This is a genomic window from Pseudomonas sp. FP603 (assembly GCF_030687415.1).
GTDB classification, from domain to species: Bacteria; Pseudomonadota; Gammaproteobacteria; order Pseudomonadales; family Pseudomonadaceae; genus Aquipseudomonas; species Aquipseudomonas wuhanensis.
In genome coordinates this window covers 2,544,490-2,568,036 of sequence record NZ_CP117431.1, presented here as the reverse complement: position 1 = coordinate 2,568,036, position 23,547 = coordinate 2,544,490, and the positions used below count along the sequence as shown (strand labels likewise).

Here is a 23,547-nt window from a genome sequence, read left to right as displayed (position 1 = left end):
AGCAGTTTTAGCGCGCGCGCAATCTGTCAGATCGGTTGGCCAGGGATGAGCGTTCGGGGTCGGAAGCGGTCGGTCGCGAACAGCTGCTTTCGGCCAGATGCTGCCGGTCGACACCGAAGCTGTTCGCGGTTTAAATGGCCGTCTCTTCGTTCTCAGGTGTGCTCCAAAATGACTGACGTCTTCCAGGGCAGCTGCCTTTGCGGCGCCGTCAAATACGAAATCCGGTCACGACCAAAAGCGCTTTCTCACTGCCATTGCAGCCAATGCCGCAAAAGCCATGGAGCCGCATTCGCCAGCTATGGCAGTGTATTGCGTGGCGATCTGCACCTCATCCAAGGCGCCGATGGCATCAAGTCGTACAGATCCTCTGAATCAGTATTGCGCCAGTTCTGCGCCCAGTGCGGCTCTTCGCTGTTCTGGTCAAGAAACCAAGGTGAATACTCCAATTGGATCTCGATAGCGCTGGGCGCCCTGGACACTACATTCACCTCGGATAAGCAGAAACACATCGAGGTGGCGTCCAAGGCTCCATGGTATGAAATTCAGGATCATTGGCCGCAATTCCAGTGAGCTCTGAAAGCCGAAAGCAGGCATCCGACTTCAATGTGCTGGATTGGCACAACAAGGAATGCTCGCTCATGAAATTTGGCTACATGATCATCTACGTCCCGGACGTTGCTGCCTCACTTCAGTTCTTTTCATCAGCCTTCGGGCTCAACATTCGATTCCTCCATGAATCCGCCACCTATGGCGAACTCGAAACAGGAGAAACTGCACTGGCATTCGCCGCCAATGAACTGGCCGCAATGAACTTCAGTACCGGCCATGTTTCGGCACACTCGCGCCCCAAACCGCTAGGCATCGAAGTCGGACTAGTGACTGAGGACGTTCCAGCGGCTCATGCCAGAGCGCTGCAAGCGGGCGCTACTGAAATGTCCGCCCCAAGCACCAAGCCCTGGGGGCAAACCATTTCCTACGTTCGATGCCCTGACGGGACGCTGGTGGAACTCTGCACACCGGTGATGCATAAATCAGGTGTTCCCCATGACTGAGGCAGAGATTCTGTCTTGGCTTTTTTCCAATGATTGGCCTAAGGCTGAGGAACTGGCCAGCTACGCAATAAGTCATCACGGATATGTGGGGGATGATGGCTACTACGGAATGAGATTTCGTTCCGATCTCGATGAGTTTGAGCGGACCGTTGAAGGTGCGTTCATCCCTGAAGGATTTGTCGAAATAATGTACTGGGACGGTGACCACAAAGAAATTCGCATTCCCGAAAGCAACTACATCTTCGGCTTAAAAAAGCACCTTTTGAAACTGGGCTATTGGGGTCTGGCTACCGATCTTGACAGTGCATACCCAGCTGCTCAAACAACAACGTCAGTTCTCCCATGAGCCAGGTTAAGTCAGTTGCCTGCGGGTCGATTTCGGTCAGTCGCGACAGACAGAAATCGGCCAAAAACGGACGATCGTGTTCAGCCGTTTATCTTAGTTATCTGCGAGGCGGTACAGTGCCTGGGCATGAGATGTCGTCAACCCGGCACGTTGCAGATTTCGGCGACTTTGGGAGCTGGCCAGCGCGGTCGCGGCGATCAAGTGGCAGCCATGCTTCTTCGCTTGCTCAATTCGATGAGATATCAGTGCTCCATGGTAGCCAAGGCCCCGGGCATCCTTTCGGGTGGCAGCCGTTCCAAGGTAGGCAATGCCATTACTGGCCAAATACATTGAGGCTCCTGCCACGACTTTCCCATCAGCCTTCAGGACGCAGATTTTCAGACGTCCGCTCGACGTCTGCTCTGCGAAGGATGCTTGATTCAGTAATCGGTACTCTGGTTTGGTATGAAAACCACCCGCATGCACATCTGCGAACTGAGCAAGAGTTTTTGACGTGACTTCCTCGATTTGGAATGAGTGGCGACTCAAGACCACCTTCTCGATGGCACACGCGAACTGCAAGTGAGTCCAGCCCCTCAAACGCTCAAGCTGCGTTTCGCCCACAAGTGAGTACTGTCCCAACGCGGAAGGTTTCCCGATAAGGGGAGTTACGACCGAATGTTCCGCTGAATCTTTGAGCAACTTCAAAAGTGCCTGGGGATCACGGGCGCTGTCGCCGTAGATGCGGTTGAACATTGGGCTAGGTGATGCGTTCACCTGAAAGCACGGAAAGTCTCCGTTGGAAAAAACACGTGCGCCATAAGGATTTCCACTTATCCCTGCCAAGTTCTGAACACGCGAACGCAAATACTCGCTTTCTGCGGCCTCAATCTGATGTGCCAGTTCAACATCCATGTAAGTCGTCCTTTTTTGAAGATTTCCAAGGGAGGGAAAGCGCATCGAACAATACGCTTGCGCCCAAGTACGAACCAGTAGCTGGCTCTGCTTCACCGTCAGTTTTGGGTCGTTTACTGCCCTTGGCGACAGGCAACACAGCCAAAAGCGGTCCTTCAATATCGCTTTTCATATATATCCCGGGCGTGAGAAATTACCAACCCGTCAATTCTCTCAAAGGTAGGGTCATGACCTCCAACCTGACAGTCTCGAATCTTTTAGATCCATGGAATGGGGATGACCATACAGGGTTAATGCAGCGTTGCAGGGAGGCATGGGACACACCTCTAGAGAGTTTGAATGACCTTATGGTCGCTACTTTTTTGAATCAGAACATCGCGACCAAACACCTGCTCATCGAGGCAAAACGCCGCATGGCAGAACAGGAACGAAATGGAACCGAGTACTTCGACGGCCAGCTTTTCGAAGCTATAGAGCGCGTGCAATCTGGGGATTAATTCATTCCAACGGGTTTTTACGTTTGACACGGCATGCCAGCTTTGGGTCGAAAGCATCCTTTCCAACTGAATGCAGTCGACCTGAGAAATTGCTTAAAGTGTTAACAAGACAGCCCGCACGAGCATTAAAAGGATTAAAAAGTGAACTTAATAAGGGAATGGCTGGGTAGGCTGAAGAACAAGCAGATGCCGGCCTCCTCATTGGCGGAGCAGCGGCGAAACGAAGCGTTGGAACTGCTAGGGAATGCTGAGGACAATGGAAAATGGATAGAGGTCAGTGCTCACTACAACGGCTTCATTCGAGAAGTCGCTGTCAGGGGGCTGTGCGATAATCCTTCTCCTGAAGCGTTAGTAGCTTTGATACAGCGTTTGAACGACTGGGTACCCCAGATTCGCGATCTGGCGTTGGAGGGGCTGAATCACTATATGACTCCATCCCAGGCTCAGGCGCTATTGTTCGCGCTGGAACCTCTCATAGCGTTGGCTGCGCGCCGAAGAGCCGATCATGGTCCCACGCTCATGGCCGCTCGCACAGTACTGCAGTCACCCGAGATCAAGGCTGAGGTCTACGCCAATTTCCTTTCGCAACAAGGTAAAGCTGCGCGCTATCTGTTTGCGCTATTGCTGGAAAAGGACTCAGCGCCGGAGGTGCTTTTAAGGGACGCCTTGGCCCATCGCGAGCTGACCGTACGGTTAGCTGCCGTATCAGCATGTCAAGATTTACCAGCTGCGCAAGCATCACCACTGTTACTTGAAGCCCTATCACGACCCGGCGCCAAAGTGCGTGTTTGCGTGCTGCGCGCCCTATTGCCGTTGGTCGACGATCCGAAGCTATTATTGCGCCAGGCCTTGCTGGATGCATCGGCCTCGATCCGTAGTTTGGCGCGCTGGGCAGCAGTACGCCATAACGTCGATGCAAGCGCCATCCTGACGGAGAAATTGAATCAGGGCTTTCCACCACGGAAACAGGATTGGCTCGGTATTATTGGCTTGGCAACCGAACTTAAAGTCGCTCTCGACAAGCTGTGGCTAACAGAAGCGATGCGCTCTCGCTATTCCTCCGTGCGGCAAGCGGCCATACGCCTGCTTGGCGACAACCAATTGTCCGAGTTGCTGAGGGCGCTTGACGACCCGTCGGACAAAGTGTTTTACGCCGCAATCACTCAACTGAACAAGCTACCTTGGAAATCTGTGATCCCTGGATCAGGCGAAAAATTAGATCGGGATTGGCATGAACTGTCGACGGCACGCCGCCAGGCGATACTTCAATTGAGGCCGGGTTGGCAGCAGGTGGCGTACCTGCTGGAGCGGCTGAGCGCTGAAACGGGTGCACAGGCTTTTTGGCTACGTCAGGTTGGGATGTGGTGCGATCGCCAATATCAAATCGTCGATCCGGTCACCTCAAAGGCCGAGCGAGAAACATTGGTGCAAAAGCTCCGGAACTTGGCCGCGACAGGATTCATCCGCAGCGACAGCGTAGCCCGTATTGCAGAATGACTTGTAAGTAAAGCGGGACATATTGATCGACAGCACTCGTGTCCCTGGATGCAATCGGCCAAAAGCGGTCATTTCCGCGTTAGTATCATTCGACACAAGGCTGATCAACTTAACCACTGATTTAGCAGCATCACCTGCATTACGTGAACAAAGGGGAACAAGTGAACGAATACATACTGTTGATGCATCAGGATGCCTCCAACTTGGAGGCTGCATATGACCCAGACCAGTGGGCTCGATATATCACCCAGCTACGCAGCACCGGTAAATTCGATGCCGATAGCTCGATTGGTCAGGGGGAGCGCCTACGGAAAGTCAATTGAGTCAGCCTAGCGATACTCATCTCAGTGGATTCATTCGAGTACGTGCAGCCAATCTCGATGGGGCTAAGGAGTTGCTTGCTGGTAATCCAGTTTATGAGGCTGGCGGTACAGTGGAGATTCGAGAGCTGCCCCACACCTAACGGCCAGACTCAAATATCATGACGGGCCGCTTTGGGTCGGTTGCTGCTCTTCGTGACAGGCAGAAATCGGCCAGACGCGGTCACCGGGATGCGCGTGAAAAACGAGTTGATTCAATGGGCATCAGAAAGGACTGTGTGTGTGTGTGTGTGTGTGTGTGTGTGTGCCGACACGATGGCTGATATCTTTCCCGCGCACCAAATCGCGTCCAGTCGACACTGACCCAATCAAGGAAGATAAAAACAATGAAAATATTATTCATCGCTTCGCTAGGAATTTTATCGCTAATTCAAACATCACTATCCTTCGCAGATAATGTTAATGGAAAAAATCTCTATTTACAGCGATGCGCCATGTGCCACGGAACAGATCTCAAAGCAACAGGACCATTGGCTAATAAAAGCAATCCTCCTACACCTAATCTAACAACATCCGCTTTCAAAAAACGATTAAATGATTATCCGGGCGTAATTGTATCATCGATAATACTTCGTCCAAATGGAGACTTGATTCCAAAAACTTTGCGAGAGAATGGTGTAAAGCTATCGCCGTACTCATGGAGGATTAAAGATCTGCGCGATTTAAATCAATACATGGGTGATGTGATTTCAAAAAATCGATGATTTTTGAGATGAGAGGTAGGCACAGAGATCTAAAAGCCATTTCAGGTTTGAGGGCTTGCGGGGCCATGCCGGTGAGCCAGTCGACCTCTCGCGGGCATATCGCTAATGAACAATCTCGAATGCATATAAAAACGCTGAACGGGCTGGTCGTTTTATTAGTGTCTGCGCTACTAGGAGGTTGCGACAAGCCAAACCGCTTCGCCGATGGGTGGGAACGTGGCGGCAATCTGCATGACGTGAGCCTCCGGGAATGGGCCTTTGCGACCGATGCCAACCGACTTGCTAGCACGGCAGATTTCGTCCGGGAGTATCCATCGGCACCGGACCTTCTCATGCTGATTGTCTGCGCCAAGTGCCAGGTGATGTGCCGAACTGGCGTTTGAATGCGCGACTGAACGCGGCTTCGGATTCATAGCCAACTGCAAAGCCGATTTGCGCCACATTACCGCGACCTTCACGCAGCTGTTGAGCCGCCACGTGCATACGCCAGAGCGTCAGGTATTGCATCGGTGGCTGTCCGACCAATGCCGTGAATCGCTCCGCGAATACCGAACGCGACATGCCCACTTCAAGCGCCAGGGCTTCTGCCGTCCAGCCCTCGGTTGGACGGGCATGGAGCAGTGCCAGTGCGCGCCCGATATGCGGATCTCGCAAACCCGCCAGCCACCCGCGCCGCTCAGCGGGGAGGCTCGCGACATACTGGCTGACGGCTTCGACGAATAGCAATTCGGAGAGCTTGGCGATGACCGTTGTCGAGCCGAGGCGCCCCGCCGCAATCTCACTGACAGCGAAACGGAATGAGCTTTCAATCCAGGCTCCCGAAGCCGTCGCGCGCAAGTCTAATTTCAATAAGGATGGCAGCGAAGAAAGCAACGGACTGAAGGGGGTTTCAGAGCCGAGGAATCCGCACAGTAGCTGCGTAACCTCGCCGCCCCCGCCGTACTTGATTCGTGAAATAGCGCCGACTTCTGGCGGCTGGATAACTTCGCCCGCCGGCATGGGTGCAATGCTTAAATCGCTGCCAAAAGAATGGGCGTCATTGTGAGGAAGCAGAACGAGTTCGCCTGCCCGCACGTCAATGGCAGTACCACCGTCGACTTGTAATTGCATATGCCCCGCGGCGACAAAATGCGACGCAATGATATGTCGAGGTGCCTCCAGGAACGGTTTGCAATCGTCCGCAGAGATTCTTCCCTTGATGCACCAGGGCGCAGTGAATTCCGACTCGAGGAAGACGCCTCCAGACAGCCGAATTACACGCAACACATCAGAAAACGCATCCAACAAGTGCCAGCCCTCCGTTCCGGAGTCCGGAGCATGTAATCAGGCGCACTGGTCATTCATCGCCTGAACTGCGAGGCCTAGATTAGCACCAACGCGGACACAGTGATCGAGACTGTCCCCAGAGGCTTCACCGCTGGTCATTGGCTCCGACGTTAACCGTAATTGCTCCATTTCCAACTCGACCAGGCAAGCAGGAGATCGATATGAACACCGTTGCTACCATGCCCAGCTCAGATTCGGACAACGCCGACCGTTATGCTCAACTTGTCAGATCATCGAAGAAAGCGGAATGGCAGATCGATCGTGATTTGCTACAGGACCGGAGTTTTGACTTCTCGCGCAAATTCTTGCCGGATGGACTGTCGCGGATCGACCGCCTGACCTTTCTCGCTGCGGATGAGGCGCGCCTGCTCAGTCAGATTCAGGGCCGAACCTATGCGTATATCTTTGGCCTGGTCGAGCGTTTTATCAGTGCCAAAATGCTCGATCAAGGTCGTGCCCGTGTCTTTGACGATCAGCTCGCACTCGAAGCGCTGGTGCGCTTTTCTAACGACGAGATCAAGCACCAGGAGTTGTTCCGGCGCATGGAGACGATGATTGGTTTGCAATTGCCAGCGGGATATCGTCAAGTTGCCGATCCCAACGATGTGGCGCGCTCGGTGCTTGCGGCCAGCACTTGGTCGGTGCTCGCGCTGACCTGTCATATCGAGCTGTTTGTTCAGGCGCACTACGTGCAAAGCATCGCCCCGCGTGAGGAGTTGTGCCCACTGTTCAAGGATGTTTTCAAATTTCACTGGAAGGATGAAAGCCGGCACGTCGTACTCGATGAACTGGAGTGGAAGGCGGAGCACGCGAAACTCTCGCCAGCCGAGCGCGACCAGGCAGTGAACGATCTGATTGCGCTGGTGGCGGCCGTCGATGGAATCCTGCAGGCCCAATCGGCATCCGATGCCGACTACTTTATTCGCACTGTTTCACGATCATTCAGTGTCGATGAGACAGCGCAAATCAAAGCCTCTGTGCTGAGCGCTTACCGCTGGCAATACATAATCTCGGGTGTGGAGCATCCACACTTTGGCCGGCTGCTTACGCGCATGACAACACCGGCACAGATGTCCACGATTCAGACCGCATTGGCACCAATCATGAGCAATTGATCGACTGGGGCGGCCGACCGTGCGTTGGCCGCGCGGCTGTGGGATGACGTGCTGAAAATGATTTATCGAGGCTGGCAGCCATGACAATACCGATGTGGATGTTGCTTGGATTTGCGACCTGGACTTTGCTGCTGTTGATGGCAACCGTCGGGGTGTATCGCTGGGTCAGAATCTTGTTCTCGAATGTTCCGATTGCCTCTTTCCGATGCGATCAGCTCGAAGGCGAGGATTGGTATCGGCGTGGGATAAGAGCACACGCGAACTGTGTGGAAAATCTGCCTGTCTTTGGCGCCATCGTGTTGGTTATTTCAACCCTTGGTATCGACGACCCTGCGGTGAGCTACTTGTCCGTAATCGTCCTGATTGCCCGCGTGTGCCAGTCTCTGGTTCACGTATCCCATGTGCAAACCAATACGTTCGTGGCGGTTCGGTTTGCCTTCTTTTTCGTTCAGTTGGCCTGTTTTCTCGCGCTCATTGTTATAGCCGCTTGTTACGGCGTATGAGTCTCTTGGATAGAGGGATGAATCCTGGTCCTGCAAATAAACATTTCGTCAGGACCCGCCCCTTGGCGACTCAGTGGTTAGATTAGATCCAGACAACTCTTCAGCGCGACTGACAGAAATGTGTTCCGCCGCCAACAATGACCTGAACTGCGAAACGCTCTCTGAAGAGAGTCCGGCAGCTTCGAACACTGCGCAGGTAAAACTAACGGGTGCAGGGCCTGGAGCCGTTATGATGCGGTCGGCAACCACAGCTACTTGGCTGCTTCGATAAAGCGTGGCGCCTTCATAACCTACGGCATTCTGTTGTATGAAGTCAGCGCTGTTCGAGGTATGAGGAACCGTATCGAGAAGCCCGGCCCTCGCAAGTGCCAGCGTTCCCCCACAGATACCGGCAATTGTCGCTCCACTTGAACGACTAGCCTGAAGAAAGTCCCGAATATCCGGTGCATCTGCATGCTCCCAGATCATTCCACCGATGACGACAACAACGTCCGGCTTCCAGTCCAGGCATTGTTGCAAGCTGCTATCCACAGTTACAGCCAATCCACCCTGCGAGCGGAACTGCCCCGTAGTAGCGGCGAAAAACCTGACGTCGATCCCGTAAAACGGGGATGCGGTTCCTGCAATGAAAGCGTATTCCCAGTCCGCAAAACCGGGTGCCAGTATCAAGCCCACGCGTGCCATCAGTCAGAATCCTCCATGAAAACGAACAACATAAAGCGGCAACAAATAGATCTCAATGACTGCTTACGTTTTTACACGGCCTCGGTCGACAGCTGCCGGTCATGTAGTGCGCTAACGGCCAAAAAGCTGACTTGCTCAGCCTATTGTGAACTGACCAGCTCGGTGATGGACTCGTTTTCTGGTGTATCCGCGCGCCCTACCGTTCATTTGGGGTCTGCCGGAGAAGATGTCCGGACTAGACTCGCTCATCCTGCAGCCCTGCCATACTGTTCAACATGACCAGTGCAACCTTCCGCTTCTACGAGGAGCTCAACGATTTCCTGCCGGCCGAACGGCGGCGGCAGTCTTTCACCTGCAAGTGCGCGCGAGGGGCAACGGTCAAGCACATGATCGAGGCGCTCGGGATACCGCACACCGAGGTCGAGCTGGTGCTGCTCAACGGCGAATCGGTGGGCTTCGAGCGGGTGATCTTCGACAGTGACCGCCTGGCGGTGTATCCCAAGTTCGAAGCGCTGGACATCAGCCCGCTGCTAAAGGTTCGTGCGCAACCTCTACGGGTGCTGCGCTTCGTCGCGGATGCGCACCTTGGCGGGCTGGCCAACCTGCTGCGCATGAGCGGCTTCGACACCCTCTACGACAATGGCTTCGAGGACAGCGAGATCGCCGAAATCGCTGCGCAGCAAGGACGCATCGTGCTAACCCGCGACCGCGAACTGCTCAAGCGGCGGATCATCAGCCACGGCTGTTACGTGCACGCCCTGAAACCGTCGCTGCAGTTGCGCGAATTGTACGAGCGCCTCGACCTGGCGCGTAGCGCACGGCCATTCAGCCTGTGCCTTCATTGCAACCTGCCGCTGCACGAGATCAGCCCGGAACTGGCCCGACAGCAGGTGCCGCCACGCGTTGGCGCCCTCTATTCGCACTTCCTGCGCTGCGACAACTGCCAACGGGTTTACTGGGAGGGTTCGCACTGGCGCAGCATGTGTGCGCTGCTGGCACCTCTGCTGGACCGATAGCCGAGCGCATAAAGGTTTTTGGGGTACAGATCAAATTTAGATGGAACACCATCGCCTTAAGCGCTCAACCCATTTCGTTGATGCAGACCACTTTGGGTTGCGTCATGTCCTCGTAGGCAAATCGAACACCTTCTCGCCCCAGACTTCCGTACTTGAAGCCACCGAAAGGCATGGCATCAAAACGATAGTCGGAAGAATCATTGATCATCACGCCACCGGCTTCAATTTGGCGCGCCAATTTCAGGGCTTTGGAAAGATCACGGGTGAAGAGTCCCGCATGCAAGCTATATTCTGGAGCGTTGGCCAGAGCAACAGCATCATCCAGGTGGTCAAAAGGCTCCAGGATGACCACCGGCGCGAAGACTTCCTGTTGCCATATCCGACTGTTATGGCTTACACGCTCCAGCACGGTTGGCGCATAGCTTCCCGCTTGGCGATGGTGCCCACACAGAAGAACGGCACCCTCGGCCAGCGCATCATTTACCAATTGTTCGGTACGACGCGCCGCCTGTTCCGTGATCATCGGGCCTACATCTGTTGCTCGCTGGTCCGGATCACCCACCACCAATGCACGCGTTTGGCTGACAAAACGCTCACGGAAGTCCTCATAAATTGAACGATGAACAAGGATGCGCTGTGTGCCGATGCAATTCTGCCCTGCAGCCCAGAAAGCACCGGATACACAAGATTCTACAGTCGGTTCAAGATCACAGTCTTCGAGCACGAGAACCGGGGCATTCCCCCCCAGATCCATGGCCAGCTTCTTCAAGCCTGCACTACGAGCAATGGACTCTCCAGTTGCAAAACCACCCGTGAAGGAAATCATCCGCACTTCGCGCAGTTCCACCAATGCTTTACCCAGATCGACGCTTCCGGTCGCCAGGGTTACCACGGACGGAGGCAGGCCCGCGGCCACCAGGCACTCAACCAGCTTGAGAGCCGACAACGGTGCGAGCTCTGAGGGTTTCAGAATCACAGCATTGCCACCGGCGATGGCCGGGCCCAATTTATGGGCGACCAAGTTCAGCGGATCGTTGTATGGGGTTATCGCGACGATAAGCCCCAACGGTTCACGAGTGAACCAGCCCTGGCGAGATTCGGAGCCTTCATATGCCTCAAATGGAATCACTTCTCCGGCGTTACGACGAGCTTCTTCCGCCGATAGCTTCAGCGTGTTCACACAACGCTTCACTTCCTTCTCTGCTTGCCGCAGCGTCTTTCCCGCCTCTGCAACAATGAGTTTGGCAAACGCTTCAGCCTCAAGCTCTACACGCCGAGCCGTTTCCTCAAGGATCCGTGCTCGAAGGTGGCGAGGCGCTGCGGCACTCTCACGCACGCCAATTCGCGCACGCTCCAGCAAGCCAGGAACAGCGGTTGCATCAAGGCACGGTACGCTCCCCACCAGGCGACCATCGAATGGACTGAACACATCAATCTGTTTGGCATCAACAAGCTGGATGCTGGCCATGCTGGATACGCTCATGACGACTCTCCTATTACTTGCCGTGGGTGGTATGGATGGCGATGATGTCTGACAGCAACGCAAAGGCCGTCTCGATACGACCTGCTCCAGGGCCGGATACAGTGACGGCACCCAGCAGTGTAGTTTTGAACGATACCGCGTTCGTGGCACCGGAAATTCCGGCAAGAGGATGCGAATTCGGCAGCAGTCGAGCTTCCACACTCGCTCGAACCGAGCCATCAACTTCGCGATTTGCAGAACCGATCAGCTTCCAACTTGCACCGTTGGCACTTGCCTGAGCGATGTCTTCTGGACTGATGCGGCTAATCCCCGAACAAGCCACATCGCTGACGCTCAATCGAGCGTTGAGCAGTTCATTGGCGAGAATCACCACCTTGAGGCGGACGTCAAACCCCTCCACATCGGCAGTTGGGTCGGCCTCGGCATAGCCGAGCTGTTGAGCCTGAGCGACGGCGTCGTTAAAAGCCAGGCCGTCCTTCATGCGAGTCAGCACGTAATTGGAAGTCCCGTTCAGGATGCCTTCAAAGCCTTGAACCTCCACGCCTGCCAGAGCCTGTCGTGCCAGGCGAATCACGGGCGTACCGCTCATGACCGAACCTTCGTACTCGAAGGCAACACCCTTGCGACGGGCCAAATCCTTAAGCTCAGCACCGTGCAGAGCAATTGGCCCCTTGTTGGTGGTCACAACATGGATGCCGCTTTCCAGTGCCCAGCGGCAGAACGTAGTAGCGGGCTCACCATCGACCGGGTTGGTGAAGGTGGCTTCAGCAATCATGTCCGCACCAGAATGCTTAATGACAGCTTCGTTCAACGCCTCAGCGGTGCCTCCAGACATTTGAGCGAGTGCCCCCTTCTCGATAGGCAGAGCGACCAACTGCTTTGCATCCAGACCCTCTTCAGCAACGATGGAACCGAGAAAAAGATCAGTCACACCAACGATTTTGATACCAAAACCCAGAGAGGCTTTCCACTCGGCATTACGATCTGCAACCAGTTGAGCCAGGCCACGGTTGACGCCACCAAAACCCACCAGGGCAATTTTGTATTCAGTCATGAAAGCAGTCCTCTTAGACGTTGTTCGACAGAAAGATCGTAAGAGTCGAGCTCTGGCAGTTGAATATGGCAGAGTGCTGTATTTGTTGGCCGTTTTGCCCGTACAGAAAGACGTCCAGAAAGCCCATAAACGGCTTGTCCGCTTTTCGTCCAGGTGACTGCGTAAGGCGAAGGAAGTGGGTACAGGGACGGAAAACGCCTCTGTTTTTTTTGCTTAAAACACTGCAGAAAGGACGAAGGAAGTGACGGTGTTTTCCACCCCGGGCATCGCAGAGATTTCCTTCCAGACAAGGTGAACACGTTCAGGAGAGGCAGCATTGACTCGAAGCATCAAATCGAATTCACCGCTCAATACTTCACACTGAACCACCTCGGGGATGGAGCGCAGCACAGCAAGTACCTCCTCTCCACGCATGCGGTCGTAGCGATAGACAAAGATCACCGCACTGATCAGCGATGAAGGTCGTCGGGAATCACCGAGACGTACCGTATAACCCTGGATGGCGCCGTCTCGCTCAAGACGCTCAATGCGCTGCCGCACAGCATTGCGCGACAAGTTGACCTTGGCGCCCAGTTCAACATGGGCGATTCGGGCATTCGCTGTGAGTTCGGCAAGTATGCGCTCGTCCAGCGGATCCAGAATGCGCTTCATACGTGCCTCTGCTGCGCCGACAAGAGAGCCTGGCACAGACCGTCCAGATCGCCTTTGCCCAAGTACGGTGGCTGAGCAAAAATGTCAGGAGTCGTTGGTACCTCTGTCTGCCAGACACCTAACTCGGACAATAGGGCCGCAGACCTGGCCGGAGCAATTTGCCCAAAGGTCACCATCGGAGCCCCCAGACTGCGTCGATGTATTCGGCCAGCCAGAACGCCCACAGCGGTATGTGGATCGATTGCAGACCCGGTCTCACGGAACAACTTGATGACTTCGTCGCGAACCTGTGATTCGTCTACTGCATAGGAATCGCACAGAACTCGGGCCCGGAGCCATTGCTCGTTGCCAATGCTTAACTCGCCGCAGCCTTCAAAGTGCTCCATTAGCGCCTTTACTGAACTCCCATCGTGCCCATACAGCTCCCAAACGAACCGCTCCAGGTTGGAGAACAGGGAGAAATCCATCGCAGGAGACAACGTTCGGTTACTTACTCGGGTCGAGTAGCGATTGCGATGAATAAACTGGTGAAGTGCATCATTGCTGTTAGTAGAAATGATCACCTGATTGATGGGTAATCCCATTTTCTGAGCCATGTAGCCGGCGCAGATCTCAGCAGAGCTGGCTGCTGGAACGCTGAAGCCTACAGGACGTGTCCCGCCACCCAGCTGCAAGGCAGCGTGGAAATAAAGAACGATCTGTGCGAGGACGCCGACCCAGTTGGTGGAGTTGAAACTGATGGGTATTACCCCGTCTAACGGCCAGTTGCGCAAGAGTCGAGAGACCAACGTCTGGCAGTCGTCGAAATTACCGTCTACTGGAAAAAGCTGAACCCGCTCAGGGTCTGCCGCCTGCAGGGCAGAGAGTTGCTCAGCCGCTACCCCATTGCGCGGATACAATATCGCCATGCGAGTGCCCGGGCAGTTAGAAAACGCCTCAAGCGCTGCCAGCCCAGTATCGCCATTGGTCGCACCGACGATCAGCGCCTCTCCACCGACCTCCCCCAAAAAATGCTCCACCAAACGCGATTGCAGTTGCGCAGCGAAATCTTTGGACGAATGGGTTGGGCCATGAAACAGCTGGAGTATCCACTCGTTATGGCCAATCTGCTCAAGCGGTGTAATAGCGCGGTGGTTAAAGTTTCGATAGCTGTCGCTCAGCAAAGCACGCAGGGTGCTTTCGTCCATGGAAGAGCCAACGTAGGGTGAGACCACCCGCCAGACCAGCTCATCGAAAGGTAGCCACGACCAACTGGCAATCTGTTTCTCAGTGAAGACAGGCAAACTTGCCGGGACGTAGAGACCGCCATCTTCGGCAAGTCCCGACAGAACCACACTGCGAAAGTCCGCCCGTACGTCACCGCCGCGTGTGCTTACGTAATGCATGATGACTCCAGAACAGAATTACAAAAGGCGGTGGGCTTGAGCCACCAACCAGGTAGAAAAAGTCGCGGCATCAGGCGAGAGCACCTCGGCCTGCTCACGCACCAGATAAAAAGACTCGCTGGCCTCGATTCGGTGACTGAATGGAGTAATCAGGTGCCCACTCTTCAGCAAATCTTCCACTACGGAAGACCGGGCCAAGGCAACGCCCTGACCCAGTTCTGCCATACGGATTGTGGAAATCAGTGTGTCGAACTGAAGACCACGGGAATAATCGACATCGTCTGCTCCAACCCGCTTCAACCAGTAACCCCAACCTTCCTCGTACCCCAATACATGCAGCAAAGAATGGTTCATCAAATCGCGAGGCTCACGTATCGGTGAGCGGGTCATAAGTTCAGGTGAGCAAACGGGCTGGAGGATGTCCCACGTTAATCGCTGAGAGTGCAATCCCGACCACTCACCGCATCCCCAGCGAATCTCCAGGTCATCCTCTCCGTCCGGTTCCTTCACCCAAATGTTGCTGATATATCGGATGTCGATTTGGGGATACTCTCGACAAAAACCCGCGAGCCGCGGGGCCAACCAATAGTGAAGGAAGGAAAGGCTGCCACGCACCTTCACATGCCTTCGATTGTGCTGGCCAAAAATCTCGTTTGTACCCACTGCAAGACGGCTGATCGCGTCTTGTACTACCGGTAGGTACGATTGCCCTTCTTCAGTCAAGCCAAGCCCTCGGGGCAGGCGCTTGAATAGCGCCACCCCGAGGTGGCCCTCCAACTGACGGATCTGCTGACTTACTGCACCTTGAGTCAGGTGCAGCTCCAGCGCTGCATGGGTGAAATTCAAATACCGCGCCGATACTTCGAATGCCCTCAGCCAATTCAAGGGTGGTAGTGATTTTTGACTCATCGGCGCAACCTCATTGGGACTTATCTCTGCTCAATCATCTCCTGAGCTACTCACGCCGCACCAGCGGAATGATGTGCAGCCGCTGCTAATGCCAACCGCTCTTCCCGCTTCTTGCGAGTGATCCAATAAACGAAGTAACACCACGCGATAAACGGAAGACCGAAGTAAAGCGCCACTCGCTGCTCAGGATCAAAAGCAATGCCAACGCAGGCCAGCAAGCAACACAACAGAGCACCAATAGGAACCCAAGGGTAGCCGCGCACACGGAAATGCAGATCCTCAACCCGCCCGCCATTGGCGACGTATTGGCGTCGGAAGGCGATTTGGCTCGCAGCGATGCTCATCCAGACGATCACCACCGCGAGCCCTGAAATCGATACCAGAGCCAAGTAAACCGTATCAGGGGCAAACACGCTGCTGAGCAGCGACGCCATCGCCCCCGCCATACTCAAAACGATCGCATTAACCGGTGTGCCCTGGCGCGAAAGCCTGGCGTAGCGCTTAGGCATGTGCCCTTGATCACTCAATGTCCAAAGCATGCGCGAAGCCGCATACAGTCCCGAGTTAGCGGCGGATATCAGGGCCGTGAGAATGACAAAGTTCATGATGTCGGCTGAATAGGGGATGCCAATCAGCTCGAACACCATCACGAACGGACTTTCTATAACGCCCGCCTGCTCTCGGGGCAATAAGGTAGCAAGTACGAAAATCGTGCCCACGAAGAACAGCGCCAGACGTACCACCGTCGTCCGTATCGCCTTGGGTACGCTTGTCTGAGGATCTTGCGCTTCACCTGCCGCAATCCCGATAAGCTCAGTTCCGGAAAATGCAAAGGAGACAGCTAGAAGTGTCATCGCAATGGGCAAGAACCCTGTCGGGAAAAGCCCCTCACGGGTAAAGTTCGAGAGCCCGGCACCTTGCAAATGCTGTACTTGGAAGAGACCGCAAATGGCCCCACCACCAATGACGATAAACGTGATAACAGTCAGAACTTTAATGAGCGAAAGCCAGAATTCAGTCTCGGCAAACAAACGAACAGATACAACGTTGCTTAAAAAGACTGCAATGGCAAAAAACGCGCTCCAGATCCAGACCGGTGTATCAGGGAACCACCGAACCATCAGGATGCCCGCAGCCGTAAATTCAGAGCCAATAGCGACTGCCCAAGTGAGCCAATATAGCCAGGCCACCGTATAGCCCGTACCTGGGCCCAAGTATCGAGTTGCGTAGCTACTGAAAGATCCGGTTTCTGGCATCTGTACCGCTAATTCACCGAGACAGACCATTACCAAATACACCATCACCGCACCGATGATGTAGGCAATCACTGCGCCAAGCGGCCCAGCCTGATTAACGGTGTAGCCGGAGGTAAGGAATAATCCCGTACCGATTACACCACCCAACGCCAACATGACAATGTGGCGGGTTTGCATTTCTTTCTTGAAATTCAAGGCTGGATCGGACTGATCATTCTTTGTTTGGATAGTCATCGCTATGTACTCATGAAATGCACGGACAAATATTTCTTGTAACCGACCATTAGGCAGCACAATTAAATTGTCGCTAGTTGTTATTGTTTTCACTATTCATGAAGGACGTTCCGATAATAAAATCGGAAGTTTTACCGAGTTCAGGTTCCCACCTCGGTGAAACGCTTGCCAGCATGGAGGATTGCATCACCTTGTTTGCTGCGAACTAACGCAAATGCTTGTTTAAGGTCAGCCAACAAGTCGGCTGTATCTTCAATACCCACGGAGACCCTCACCAAACCCTCGGAAATCCCAAGTGCCTGCCGTTCCTCCAAGGTGTTTTCCACGTGGCTGGTTGTCCGTGCCGGCCCGTAGATGGTTTCAACCGCTCCCAGGTTGCCCGCACGATGTGCATATTTGAGCAGCGGCAACAAACGAGTCACTGTGTCCATACCCCCTACCAGCACAAAGCTGACAATTGCGCCAAATCCACGCATTTGCGAACGAGCAATGACATGACCTCGATGTTGAGGTAGTCCCGGATAGTTCACAGATTCCACTAGGGGTTCAGTGCATAGGTATTCGGCCAGTACTTGTGCGCTCGCCTGTTGCTGGCGAAGACGCAAAGCCAGAGTCTTGATGCCCCGGATGATGAGATAAGCCGAAAACGGATCCAGCGAGGCCCCATTGATTTCGCGATAATGGCGAACTTGAGACATGAGATGCTCGGTGCCGCAGACCACACCGCCAAGCACATCGCCATGACCGGACAGGAACTTGGTAGCACTGTGCACTACTACGTCAACCCCAAGAGCAAGGGGATTCTGATTCAAAGGCGTCGCGAACGTATTGTCTGCTATGACCAAAGCCCCAACACCCTTCGCCATCGCCACGAGACGTCTGATATCAAGAACCTTGAGTGTTGGATTCGTCGGGGTTTCCAGGTAAAGGACATTGCAGCCTTTAGCGATCTCATGCTCGATAGCTTCTATGTCGAGGGTATCGCAAAGCGTGACCTCGACTCCCATACGAGGGAGAAACTCTTCAAAGATCTTGTTTGTGCCACCATAGCTGTCGCGGGTAGAAACCACACGCTGACCATTGGACAAGAAGGTATGCAGCACACCACTGATGGCAGCCATCCCGGTACTGAAAGCGACTGCCGATTCTGCGCTTTCCAGCTCGCAAAGTTTGTCTTCCAGGACAGTGACAGTAGGGTTGCTCATGCGGCTGTAAATGAAACCAGGCTCTTTACCCAGCGCCACGTCATACCATTGATCGATGTCTTGGTAACCGTAGGCGGCACTGACTACGATGGGCGTCTGGGTAGCGTTGTAGGGATGCTGAACTTGCTCCCCGCCCCAAACCACTCGCGTCCCCAAACCAGCCTTCTGGCTCTGACTCGGTTTTATCTTGTCATCCATAAATTTATCTCGCATCGATGAAACACAAATGTGTTCCGATTGGGCTTGCGATGACTATATGGAAGGCTTGAGCGTGTGAAAAATCATGTTATCTGGGGCTAAGGGGGGCTTTTTTTAATGGATGAACGATATGCCTGATTTCGCCTCATGCAGCAAGCTAGAGCGGACGTTTACTCGCCCTTAGCCTTGTAGGTATGTTCGCCAGTCGGTAGCCGCTATTGCTGCCGCATCACTGGCAACCCGCCTGGACTGGGTTAACTCACTAATAGAAGGACATAAAATGCTCATTGTCTTCAGCGGCCTTCCAGGTACCGGAAAGACGACTATCGCAAGTGACCTTGCCACCAGAACAAGTGCTGTGTATCTGCGGATCGATACGATTGAGCAGGCTATCCGAAATTCCGGTGCTCTGGCACAAGACGTGGGGCGGAGCGGTTACATGGTCGCTAATGAGCTTGCTCTGAGCAATCTTCGTTTCGGCAGCACGGTCATAGTCGACTGTGTTAACCCAGTCATCGAAAGCCGAAAGGCGTGGAGCGAAATCGCCACACGCTCGGGTGCTCCATTAGTGAATATCCAGGTGGTTTGCTCTGATAAACATGAACACCGGCGACGGGTAGAAACCAGGAAGACTGATATTCCCGGGCTGACGCCACCAACCTGGCAGTCTGTATTGGATCATGAATATGAGGCGTGGGATAACGCCCCGTTTAATATAGACACAGCCCTGACCTCTCCGGCGGAGGCAGTGGCAATGATCACCAAACGATTTTTATCCGGGGACCGATCCTATTTTTGACTGAGTGCCGCTATCGATACTCCCGAAGCAACGAAGGTGAGTCCTGCCCCTACATTCAGGCCATTTACCAGTCGTGGCCTCTGACGCAAAAATCGGGACAGTGCAGTGGCAAATACGCCCATAAGTGCGAATCCCACTGCCGTAAGTGCGGCGAACCATATGCCGTACACCAGCATCTGCACGCTCACTGAGCCGCGTTGTGGGTCGACGAACTGCGGGATGAACGCAAGGACAAAAAACCCAGGCTTCGGATTGAGTGCCGCCGAGAGTAGTCCAGTGAGGAAAATGCTCGGCAGTGATTGCCGAGTCGCTGGCTGGAAGCTAATCAGGCTACGAGAGCGCAGGACTTTTATGCCAAGCCAAAGTAAGTAACCGGCGCCGATGAGCTTGACGACCCAGAAGGCAACTGCGGACGTCTGCATAAGCAAAGTCAGTCCGAGTGAAGCGGTTGCCACATGAAAGAGAATTCCGGTACCGGATGCCATGCCCGATACGATAGCGGCTATCCTGCCCTGACTGAGTCCTCGGCCTACGGCCAGCAGATTGTCCGGGCCTGGTGCGAGTACCAAAAGCAAGCACGCGGCAGTATAGGCAAGCCAGATATTGATCGGAAACACGGCATTCTCCTTAAGCTTCACCGAGGCATCCATCCTCACGTAGCGCCAGACTGTGCCCGTACCAGATTGCAAAGTCAAAGCCACTGAATTTGAGAAGATCTATTTGCCCCCATTTCGGGGCGCCTCCCCGGAAATGGCTTCAAGCAGCACCTGTTCCAGGATCACAAAAAAACATTTGATGTGAGCCTGTTTCAACGCCTGCGGCCGGGTCACCAGATAGACCTCCATATCTGGAAGCTGGAGATCCGGGAACAACCCGATCAGGTCCTTCGCCAGAATACGGGGCAGCACTGCCACACCCATACCTCGCCTCACCGATTCGAGTTGAGCCGCGAACGAGTTCACACTGATCTGCGTGCGTTCCAGACCCGCGGCCTTTGCCGCACACATTTGCGGCAACCTATCCAGCGGAGGAAGCAAAGCAATATTGACCGCAGTGGCCGGAGTCACCCCTGGAAACCGCTTCAGATAGCTTGCATCGGCGAAAACACCGTAAGCGAGTTTGCCTATGGGGCGATAAATCAGCGACGGCTCGCCCAGATGAGCTGTGCGCACAGCAATGTCTGCGACGCCGCGGACGATCTTGTGAAAGTCGGCTGTTATCAGCAACTCCACCGAGCATCGCGGGTGCACAGAGGTGAAGCGACTCGCGGCCTCCAGCACGCAAGAAGAGAACCCCTCCCCCGCACTGACCACGACACTGCCAGATAGCTCTGTGTGTAGCTCAGACATGCCCGTAACGGTTTGACGCCTCAAGCCCGCTTCTGCAGCCAGGGCAACTTCGACGAGGGATTGGCCTCGCGGGGTCAACCAACATCCTTCAACGCCCCGCTCGACAAGTGGCTCGCCAAGTGCGCCTTCAAGTTGGGTCAGCCGTCGCGACACAGTAGACGCAGCGACCCCCAGCAATTGGCCGGCCTGAAGAAAACTGCCTCGTCGCGAGACGGCCAACAGCAGCCGAAGATCGTCCCAGTTTGCTTGCAAAGCCATGCTTCCTATCTTCCCTGATTTGCAAATTTGCAAATCCATTATGCAGCAGTCGCTGTTTTTCGGGCGAGGCGTCAACGGTATATCTACACGCCCTTGAAACGAATGGAATGGAACGGACTGTATGACTACTGGCCCCAACGACTTTGCGGAACGCGCCGCCAGTGCCTTCAATCGCCGTGATGTGGAGGCGATGCTTACGCTGGTTTGCGAAGACTTCATCTACTTCGACGGAATGGGGATGCAAACCGGTCGCGAATCCATGCGCAAACGAGAAACCGCATTACTCGAAGCCTTCCCCGATGCCCAGCTGACCTTCAGCCCATTTGCCGTCGGTGATGATCGTTTAGCACTGACCGCCTTCCTGACCGGCACCTTCACCGCACCATTAGTGCTGCCGGACCGGGTGATTCCACCCCATGGCCGCCACATTGCCGTGTACTACGCCGCACACTTCACCTTCAAGGATGGGTTGGCCATCCGTGAAGAGGTCTTCTTCGACAGTGCGGTGTTGATGTCATTTTTTAGCCGAGCAGGCTGAGGGTTGAGCGATGCACAGCGTATTCGTTACTGGCGCAACCGGCTTGTTGGGCAACAACCTGGTGCGTGAGCTGGTCGCTCGTGGTTGCGCGGTCAAAGCCCTGGTTCGTTCAAGAGCCAAAGGTGAACAACAGTTCAAGCATTTGCAGGGTGTGGAACTGGTCGTTGGCGACATGGCCGATGTCGACGCGTTCGCAATGTCGTTGCAAGGCTGCGATACGGTGTTTCACACCGCCGCGTTCTTTCGCGACAACTACAAGGGCGGCAGTCACTGGAAGGAACTCGAAAAGATTAACGTGGAGGGTACGCGGCGCTTGCTTGTCCGGGCCGACCACGCTGGTATCCGACGTTTCATCCATACGTCGTCCATTGCCGTGCTCGACGGCGCCCCCGGCACGTCGATCGATGAAACTTGCCTGCGGGCCGACGCCGACGCGGATGACTACTACCGTAGCAAGATCCTCGCCGACCGTGTCGTCTTGTCGTTCCTGAAACGCCATCCCCAGATGCATGCCTGCATGGTCCTGCCTGGCTGGATGTGGGGCCCTGCCGACATTGGCCCGACCTCCTCGGGGCAGCTGGTTAACGATGTCGTGCGCGGCAAATTGCCCGGACTGATCCCCGGCAGCTTCTCCGTTGTCGATGCCCGCGATGTGGCATTGGCGCAGATTGCCGCAGCCAGACATGGCCGGCGCGGTGAGCGCTATCTCGCGGCGGGCCGGCATATGACCATGCGTGAGCTGGTGCCTATGCTGGGACGTATAGCGGGCGTCAAGACACCCGTTCGACAACTACCGCTGCCCTTGCTATACACCTTGGCGGCTGTGCAGGAGATCTATGCGCGTATTACCGGCAAGCCCATTCTGCTGAGCATGGCCACGTTGCGCCTGTTGGTACGAGAGAAGGACCGCACCTGTTTCAACCACAGCAAGAGTGAACAAGAGCTTGGCCTGAGTTTCCGGCCGCTGGAGCTGACACTCACTGACACCGTGGCGTGGTACCGCGATCACGATTGGTTTGAAAACCACAGTGCGCCTCCGTCGCCGGAAAAACGTACATCCGTCATGGCCGACGACTGACTTTCGCAGATAAGATGACCGTCGGGCCCCACATTCACCGCATACCAGGACAAGGACGTAAACATACTGTGAGTAGGACAATAATCCTGATGCGTCACGGCCAGCCAAAGTTGGTCGCAGCCGACAAAATGTCAGCGCTCGAAATGAAAGACTGGATCGAAAAATACAACCGGTCTGAAATTACTAACCACCCCGTCCCGGATGCCAGCATGCAGCTCGCTGCAACCGCCACGGTGATTGTCTCAAGCAACGCGCCTCGTGCGCTGACCTCCGTCCAGGCTCTTGGCCTGAAGCCCGCCCTCGTCGACGCGCTTTTCTGTGAAGCGCAACTGCCTTATGGTCACTGGAAACTGCCACGGCTATCGCCGTTTACCTGGGCATTTATCCTTCGAGTCTTATGGTTGTGCGGTTACTCGCGCAGAGTCGAATCCGTCGGCACTGCGAGGATGCGCGCCAGCTCGGCAGCTCAACGACTTCAGTCCCTTGCCAGTGAAGGACCGGTTCTGCTGCTTGGTCATGGCTTTATGAATCGAATGATCGCCAAACAACTGGTGGCAGATGGATGGACTCGCCAAGAACGTAACGGCAGCCAGTATTGGAGTGCGACGGTGTATCAATATGGCGGTGTTTGAGAGGTGCCTCACGCGGTAACCCACCAATACCTCTTCTGAAGCCCACGATCTTTTTCAGCAAACGGAGTCACTTACATGGAAGTCATCAATCAGTTGCAGCCCGCAGAGTGTGCAGACATGGAGGACATCCGACGCGAAATCGATGCCCTTGATCAGGTTGTTATCAAGCTGTTGGGCAAGCGTTTTCATTACGTGCTGGCGGCCTCCAAGTTCAAGACCTCAGCGACTTCGGTGCGTGCGCCGGAGCGTTTCAAGGCGATGCTGGCGACACGTCGCGAGTGGGCCGAGGCCGAGGGCTTGAGCGCGGATGCAATCGAGAAAATGTACAGCGACCTGGTGAACCACTTCATTGCCGAAGAGATGAAACACTGGGCGGCTCATCAATCCGAAACCTGATTCTGGGTGTCCGGGCTGTCCGCTTTCGGTTGCGGATTCAACCGGTCGATGCAGGTAAAAATCGGCCGAGAGCGGACAGTTGTTCCACTGCGCAACTATTCAAGTAGT

Annotated in this window: 26 protein-coding genes; 14 read left to right on the top strand and 12 right to left on the bottom strand. The window is 54.7% G+C overall.

Annotated elements, in window-relative coordinates; all coding sequences use genetic code 11:
• Positions 1-168 precede the first annotated feature (168 nt).
• From PSH65_RS11940 to PSH65_RS11930, 3 genes are all read left to right on the top strand, one after another.
• Positions 169-570 (top strand): GFA family protein, encoded by a 402-nt coding sequence (locus PSH65_RS11940; RefSeq protein WP_305426371.1) that lies wholly within the window; start codon positions 169-171, stop codon positions 568-570.
• A gap of 68 nt (positions 571-638) precedes the next feature.
• Positions 639-1,052 carry a VOC family protein gene (locus PSH65_RS11935; RefSeq protein ID WP_305426370.1) on the top strand — a complete coding sequence of 138 codons (414 nt, stop codon included), beginning with the start codon at positions 639-641 and terminating at the stop codon, positions 1,050-1,052.
• Positions 1,045-1,398, top strand: coding sequence for a hypothetical protein (locus PSH65_RS11930; protein WP_305426369.1), 354 nt, complete (start codon positions 1,045-1,047; stop codon positions 1,396-1,398). The genes PSH65_RS11935 and PSH65_RS11930 overlap by 8 nt, the downstream gene beginning before the upstream one ends.
• Positions 1,399-1,491: 93 nt before the next feature.
• Here the strand turns inward: PSH65_RS11930 and PSH65_RS11925 are convergent, their stop codons facing one another.
• Complete coding sequence (locus PSH65_RS11925) at positions 1,492-2,292, bottom strand: GNAT family N-acetyltransferase (RefSeq protein ID WP_305426368.1); 801 nt, start codon at positions 2,290-2,292, stop codon at positions 1,492-1,494.
• A gap of 227 nt (positions 2,293-2,519) precedes the next feature.
• Here PSH65_RS11925 and PSH65_RS11920 point away from each other — a divergent pair, with 227 nt between their 5' ends.
• From PSH65_RS11920 to PSH65_RS11910, 3 genes are all read left to right on the top strand, one after another.
• Positions 2,520-2,789 carry a hypothetical protein gene (locus tag PSH65_RS11920; protein WP_305426367.1) on the top strand — a complete coding sequence of 90 codons (270 nt, stop codon included), beginning with the start codon at positions 2,520-2,522 and terminating at the stop codon, positions 2,787-2,789.
• 141 nt (positions 2,790-2,930) lie between these two features.
• Positions 2,931-4,286 carry a HEAT repeat domain-containing protein gene (locus PSH65_RS11915; RefSeq protein ID WP_305426366.1) on the top strand — a complete coding sequence of 452 codons (1,356 nt, stop codon included), beginning with the start codon at positions 2,931-2,933 and terminating at the stop codon, positions 4,284-4,286.
• A gap of 706 nt (positions 4,287-4,992) precedes the next feature.
• On the top strand, positions 4,993-5,370 hold the full coding sequence (locus PSH65_RS11910; RefSeq protein WP_305426365.1) for a c-type cytochrome: 378 nt from the start codon (positions 4,993-4,995) through the stop codon (positions 5,368-5,370).
• Between the two features lie 330 nt (positions 5,371-5,700).
• On the opposite strand, the gene PSH65_RS11905 is transcribed toward PSH65_RS11910, so the two are convergent.
• Positions 5,701-6,657, bottom strand: coding sequence for an AraC family transcriptional regulator (locus tag PSH65_RS11905; protein WP_305426364.1), 957 nt, complete (start codon positions 6,655-6,657; stop codon positions 5,701-5,703).
• 200 nt (positions 6,658-6,857) lie between these two features.
• Here PSH65_RS11905 and PSH65_RS11900 point away from each other — a divergent pair, with 200 nt between their 5' ends.
• Complete coding sequence (locus PSH65_RS11900) at positions 6,858-7,811, top strand: diiron oxygenase (protein ID WP_305426363.1); 954 nt, start codon at positions 6,858-6,860, stop codon at positions 7,809-7,811.
• Between the two features lie 80 nt (positions 7,812-7,891).
• Complete coding sequence (locus PSH65_RS11895; RefSeq protein ID WP_305426362.1) at positions 7,892-8,314, top strand: MAPEG family protein; 423 nt, start codon at positions 7,892-7,894, stop codon at positions 8,312-8,314.
• 48 nt (positions 8,315-8,362) lie between these two features.
• On the opposite strand, the gene PSH65_RS11890 is transcribed toward PSH65_RS11895, so the two are convergent.
• Entirely contained in the window at positions 8,363-8,998 is a 636-nt protein-coding gene (locus PSH65_RS11890; RefSeq protein ID WP_305426361.1) for a DJ-1/PfpI family protein, read from the bottom strand.
• Positions 8,999-9,273: 275 nt separating this feature from the next.
• Here PSH65_RS11890 and PSH65_RS11885 point away from each other — a divergent pair, with 275 nt between their 5' ends.
• Positions 9,274-10,014, top strand: a complete 741-nt coding sequence (locus tag PSH65_RS11885) for a Mut7-C RNAse domain-containing protein (RefSeq protein WP_305426360.1) — start codon at positions 9,274-9,276, stop codon at positions 10,012-10,014.
• A 64-nt stretch (positions 10,015-10,078) separates the two neighbouring features.
• Here PSH65_RS11885 and PSH65_RS11880 read toward each other — a convergent pair whose 3' ends face one another.
• The 7 genes from PSH65_RS11880 to PSH65_RS11850 all read right to left on the bottom strand — a co-directional run bounded on the left by PSH65_RS11880 (position 10,079) and on the right by PSH65_RS11850 (position 18,389).
• Positions 10,079-11,497 (bottom strand): aldehyde dehydrogenase family protein, encoded by a 1,419-nt coding sequence (locus PSH65_RS11880; protein ID WP_305426359.1) that lies wholly within the window; start codon positions 11,495-11,497, stop codon positions 10,079-10,081.
• A gap of 13 nt (positions 11,498-11,510) precedes the next feature.
• Positions 11,511-12,551 carry a homoserine dehydrogenase gene (locus PSH65_RS11875; RefSeq protein WP_305426358.1) on the bottom strand — a complete coding sequence of 347 codons (1,041 nt, stop codon included), beginning with the start codon at positions 12,549-12,551 and terminating at the stop codon, positions 11,511-11,513.
• Positions 12,552-12,764: 213 nt separating this feature from the next.
• A complete protein-coding gene (locus PSH65_RS11870; protein ID WP_305426357.1) occupies positions 12,765-13,202 on the bottom strand; it encodes an Lrp/AsnC family transcriptional regulator in 438 nt (145 codons plus the stop codon).
• Positions 13,199-14,587, bottom strand: coding sequence for a threonine synthase (gene thrC / locus PSH65_RS11865; RefSeq protein WP_305426356.1), 1,389 nt, complete (start codon positions 14,585-14,587; stop codon positions 13,199-13,201). Before thrC ends, PSH65_RS11870 begins: the two co-directional genes overlap by 4 nt.
• 18 nt (positions 14,588-14,605) lie before the next feature.
• Positions 14,606-15,496 (bottom strand): LysR substrate-binding domain-containing protein, encoded by an 891-nt coding sequence (locus PSH65_RS11860; protein ID WP_305426355.1) that lies wholly within the window; start codon positions 15,494-15,496, stop codon positions 14,606-14,608.
• A gap of 50 nt (positions 15,497-15,546) precedes the next feature.
• Positions 15,547-16,986, bottom strand: coding sequence for an amino acid permease (locus tag PSH65_RS11855; RefSeq protein WP_305426354.1), 1,440 nt, complete (start codon positions 16,984-16,986; stop codon positions 15,547-15,549).
• 140 nt (positions 16,987-17,126) lie between these two features.
• Complete coding sequence (locus PSH65_RS11850; RefSeq protein WP_305426353.1) at positions 17,127-18,389, bottom strand: cystathionine gamma-synthase family protein; 1,263 nt, start codon at positions 18,387-18,389, stop codon at positions 17,127-17,129.
• 280 nt (positions 18,390-18,669) lie between these two features.
• Here PSH65_RS11850 and PSH65_RS11845 point away from each other — a divergent pair, with 280 nt between their 5' ends.
• On the top strand, positions 18,670-19,188 hold the full coding sequence (locus PSH65_RS11845) for an AAA family ATPase (protein WP_305426352.1): 519 nt from the start codon (positions 18,670-18,672) through the stop codon (positions 19,186-19,188).
• On the opposite strand, the gene PSH65_RS11840 is transcribed toward PSH65_RS11845, so the two are convergent.
• Both PSH65_RS11840 and PSH65_RS11835 read right to left on the bottom strand, forming a co-directional pair.
• The gene (locus tag PSH65_RS11840) at positions 19,179-19,805 is read right to left on the bottom strand and encodes a LysE family translocator (protein WP_305426351.1); all 627 of its coding nucleotides are present in this window, start codon (positions 19,803-19,805) and stop codon (positions 19,179-19,181) included. The genes PSH65_RS11845 and PSH65_RS11840 overlap by 10 nt on opposite strands.
• A gap of 99 nt (positions 19,806-19,904) precedes the next feature.
• Positions 19,905-20,795: a LysR family transcriptional regulator gene (locus PSH65_RS11835; RefSeq protein ID WP_305426350.1), complete on the bottom strand. Its 891-nt coding sequence runs from the start codon at positions 20,793-20,795 to the stop codon at positions 19,905-19,907.
• 121 nt (positions 20,796-20,916) lie between these two features.
• On the opposite strand from PSH65_RS11835, the gene PSH65_RS11830 reads away from it, so the two are divergent.
• The 4 genes from PSH65_RS11830 to PSH65_RS11815 all read left to right on the top strand — a co-directional run bounded on the left by PSH65_RS11830 (position 20,917) and on the right by PSH65_RS11815 (position 23,439).
• A complete protein-coding gene (locus PSH65_RS11830) occupies positions 20,917-21,333 on the top strand; it encodes an ester cyclase (RefSeq protein ID WP_305426349.1) in 417 nt (138 codons plus the stop codon).
• A gap of 10 nt (positions 21,334-21,343) precedes the next feature.
• Complete coding sequence (locus PSH65_RS11825; RefSeq protein WP_305426348.1) at positions 21,344-22,411, top strand: SDR family oxidoreductase; 1,068 nt, start codon at positions 21,344-21,346, stop codon at positions 22,409-22,411.
• An 89-nt stretch (positions 22,412-22,500) separates the two neighbouring features.
• Positions 22,501-23,043 carry a histidine phosphatase family protein gene (locus PSH65_RS11820; protein ID WP_305426347.1) on the top strand — a complete coding sequence of 181 codons (543 nt, stop codon included), beginning with the start codon at positions 22,501-22,503 and terminating at the stop codon, positions 23,041-23,043.
• Positions 23,044-23,118: 75 nt separating this feature from the next.
• The gene (locus PSH65_RS11815; RefSeq protein ID WP_305426346.1) at positions 23,119-23,439 is read left to right on the top strand and encodes an isochorismate lyase; all 321 of its coding nucleotides are present in this window, start codon (positions 23,119-23,121) and stop codon (positions 23,437-23,439) included.
• The last annotated feature ends 108 nt before the right edge of the window (positions 23,440-23,547 follow it).

Coding starts and splice junctions, on each gene's coding strand:
- PSH65_RS11850 (WP_305426353.1), bottom strand. CDS start 18,389: ATGGATGACAAGATAAAACCGAGTCAGAGCCAGAAGGCTGGTTTGGGG.
- PSH65_RS11910 (WP_305426365.1), top strand. CDS start 4,993: ATGAAAATATTATTCATCGCTTCGCTAGGAATTTTATCGCTAATTCAA.
- PSH65_RS11835 (WP_305426350.1), bottom strand. CDS start 20,795: ATGGCTTTGCAAGCAAACTGGGACGATCTTCGGCTGCTGTTGGCCGTC.
- PSH65_RS11900 (WP_305426363.1), top strand. CDS start 6,858: ATGAACACCGTTGCTACCATGCCCAGCTCAGATTCGGACAACGCCGAC.
- PSH65_RS11820 (WP_305426347.1), top strand. CDS start 22,501: ATGCGTCACGGCCAGCCAAAGTTGGTCGCAGCCGACAAAATGTCAGCG.
- PSH65_RS11940 (WP_305426371.1), top strand. CDS start 169: ATGACTGACGTCTTCCAGGGCAGCTGCCTTTGCGGCGCCGTCAAATAC.
- PSH65_RS11875 (WP_305426358.1), bottom strand. CDS start 12,551: ATGACTGAATACAAAATTGCCCTGGTGGGTTTTGGTGGCGTCAACCGT.
- PSH65_RS11930 (WP_305426369.1), top strand. CDS start 1,045: ATGACTGAGGCAGAGATTCTGTCTTGGCTTTTTTCCAATGATTGGCCT.
- PSH65_RS11890 (WP_305426361.1), bottom strand. CDS start 8,998: ATGGCACGCGTGGGCTTGATACTGGCACCCGGTTTTGCGGACTGGGAA.
- PSH65_RS11870 (WP_305426357.1), bottom strand. CDS start 13,202: ATGAAGCGCATTCTGGATCCGCTGGACGAGCGCATACTTGCCGAACTC.
- PSH65_RS11845 (WP_305426352.1), top strand. CDS start 18,670: ATGCTCATTGTCTTCAGCGGCCTTCCAGGTACCGGAAAGACGACTATC.
- thrC (WP_305426356.1), bottom strand. CDS start 14,587: ATGCATTACGTAAGCACACGCGGCGGTGACGTACGGGCGGACTTTCGC.
- PSH65_RS11825 (WP_305426348.1), top strand. CDS start 21,344: ATGCACAGCGTATTCGTTACTGGCGCAACCGGCTTGTTGGGCAACAAC.
- PSH65_RS11885 (WP_305426360.1), top strand. CDS start 9,274: ATGACCAGTGCAACCTTCCGCTTCTACGAGGAGCTCAACGATTTCCTG.
- PSH65_RS11925 (WP_305426368.1), bottom strand. CDS start 2,292: ATGGATGTTGAACTGGCACATCAGATTGAGGCCGCAGAAAGCGAGTAT.
- PSH65_RS11895 (WP_305426362.1), top strand. CDS start 7,892: ATGACAATACCGATGTGGATGTTGCTTGGATTTGCGACCTGGACTTTG.
- PSH65_RS11920 (WP_305426367.1), top strand. CDS start 2,520: ATGACCTCCAACCTGACAGTCTCGAATCTTTTAGATCCATGGAATGGG.
- PSH65_RS11880 (WP_305426359.1), bottom strand. CDS start 11,497: ATGAGCGTATCCAGCATGGCCAGCATCCAGCTTGTTGATGCCAAACAG.
- PSH65_RS11815 (WP_305426346.1), top strand. CDS start 23,119: ATGGAAGTCATCAATCAGTTGCAGCCCGCAGAGTGTGCAGACATGGAG.
- PSH65_RS11935 (WP_305426370.1), top strand. CDS start 639: ATGAAATTTGGCTACATGATCATCTACGTCCCGGACGTTGCTGCCTCA.
- PSH65_RS11830 (WP_305426349.1), top strand. CDS start 20,917: ATGACTACTGGCCCCAACGACTTTGCGGAACGCGCCGCCAGTGCCTTC.
- PSH65_RS11855 (WP_305426354.1), bottom strand. CDS start 16,986: ATGACTATCCAAACAAAGAATGATCAGTCCGATCCAGCCTTGAATTTC.
- PSH65_RS11860 (WP_305426355.1), bottom strand. CDS start 15,496: ATGAGTCAAAAATCACTACCACCCTTGAATTGGCTGAGGGCATTCGAA.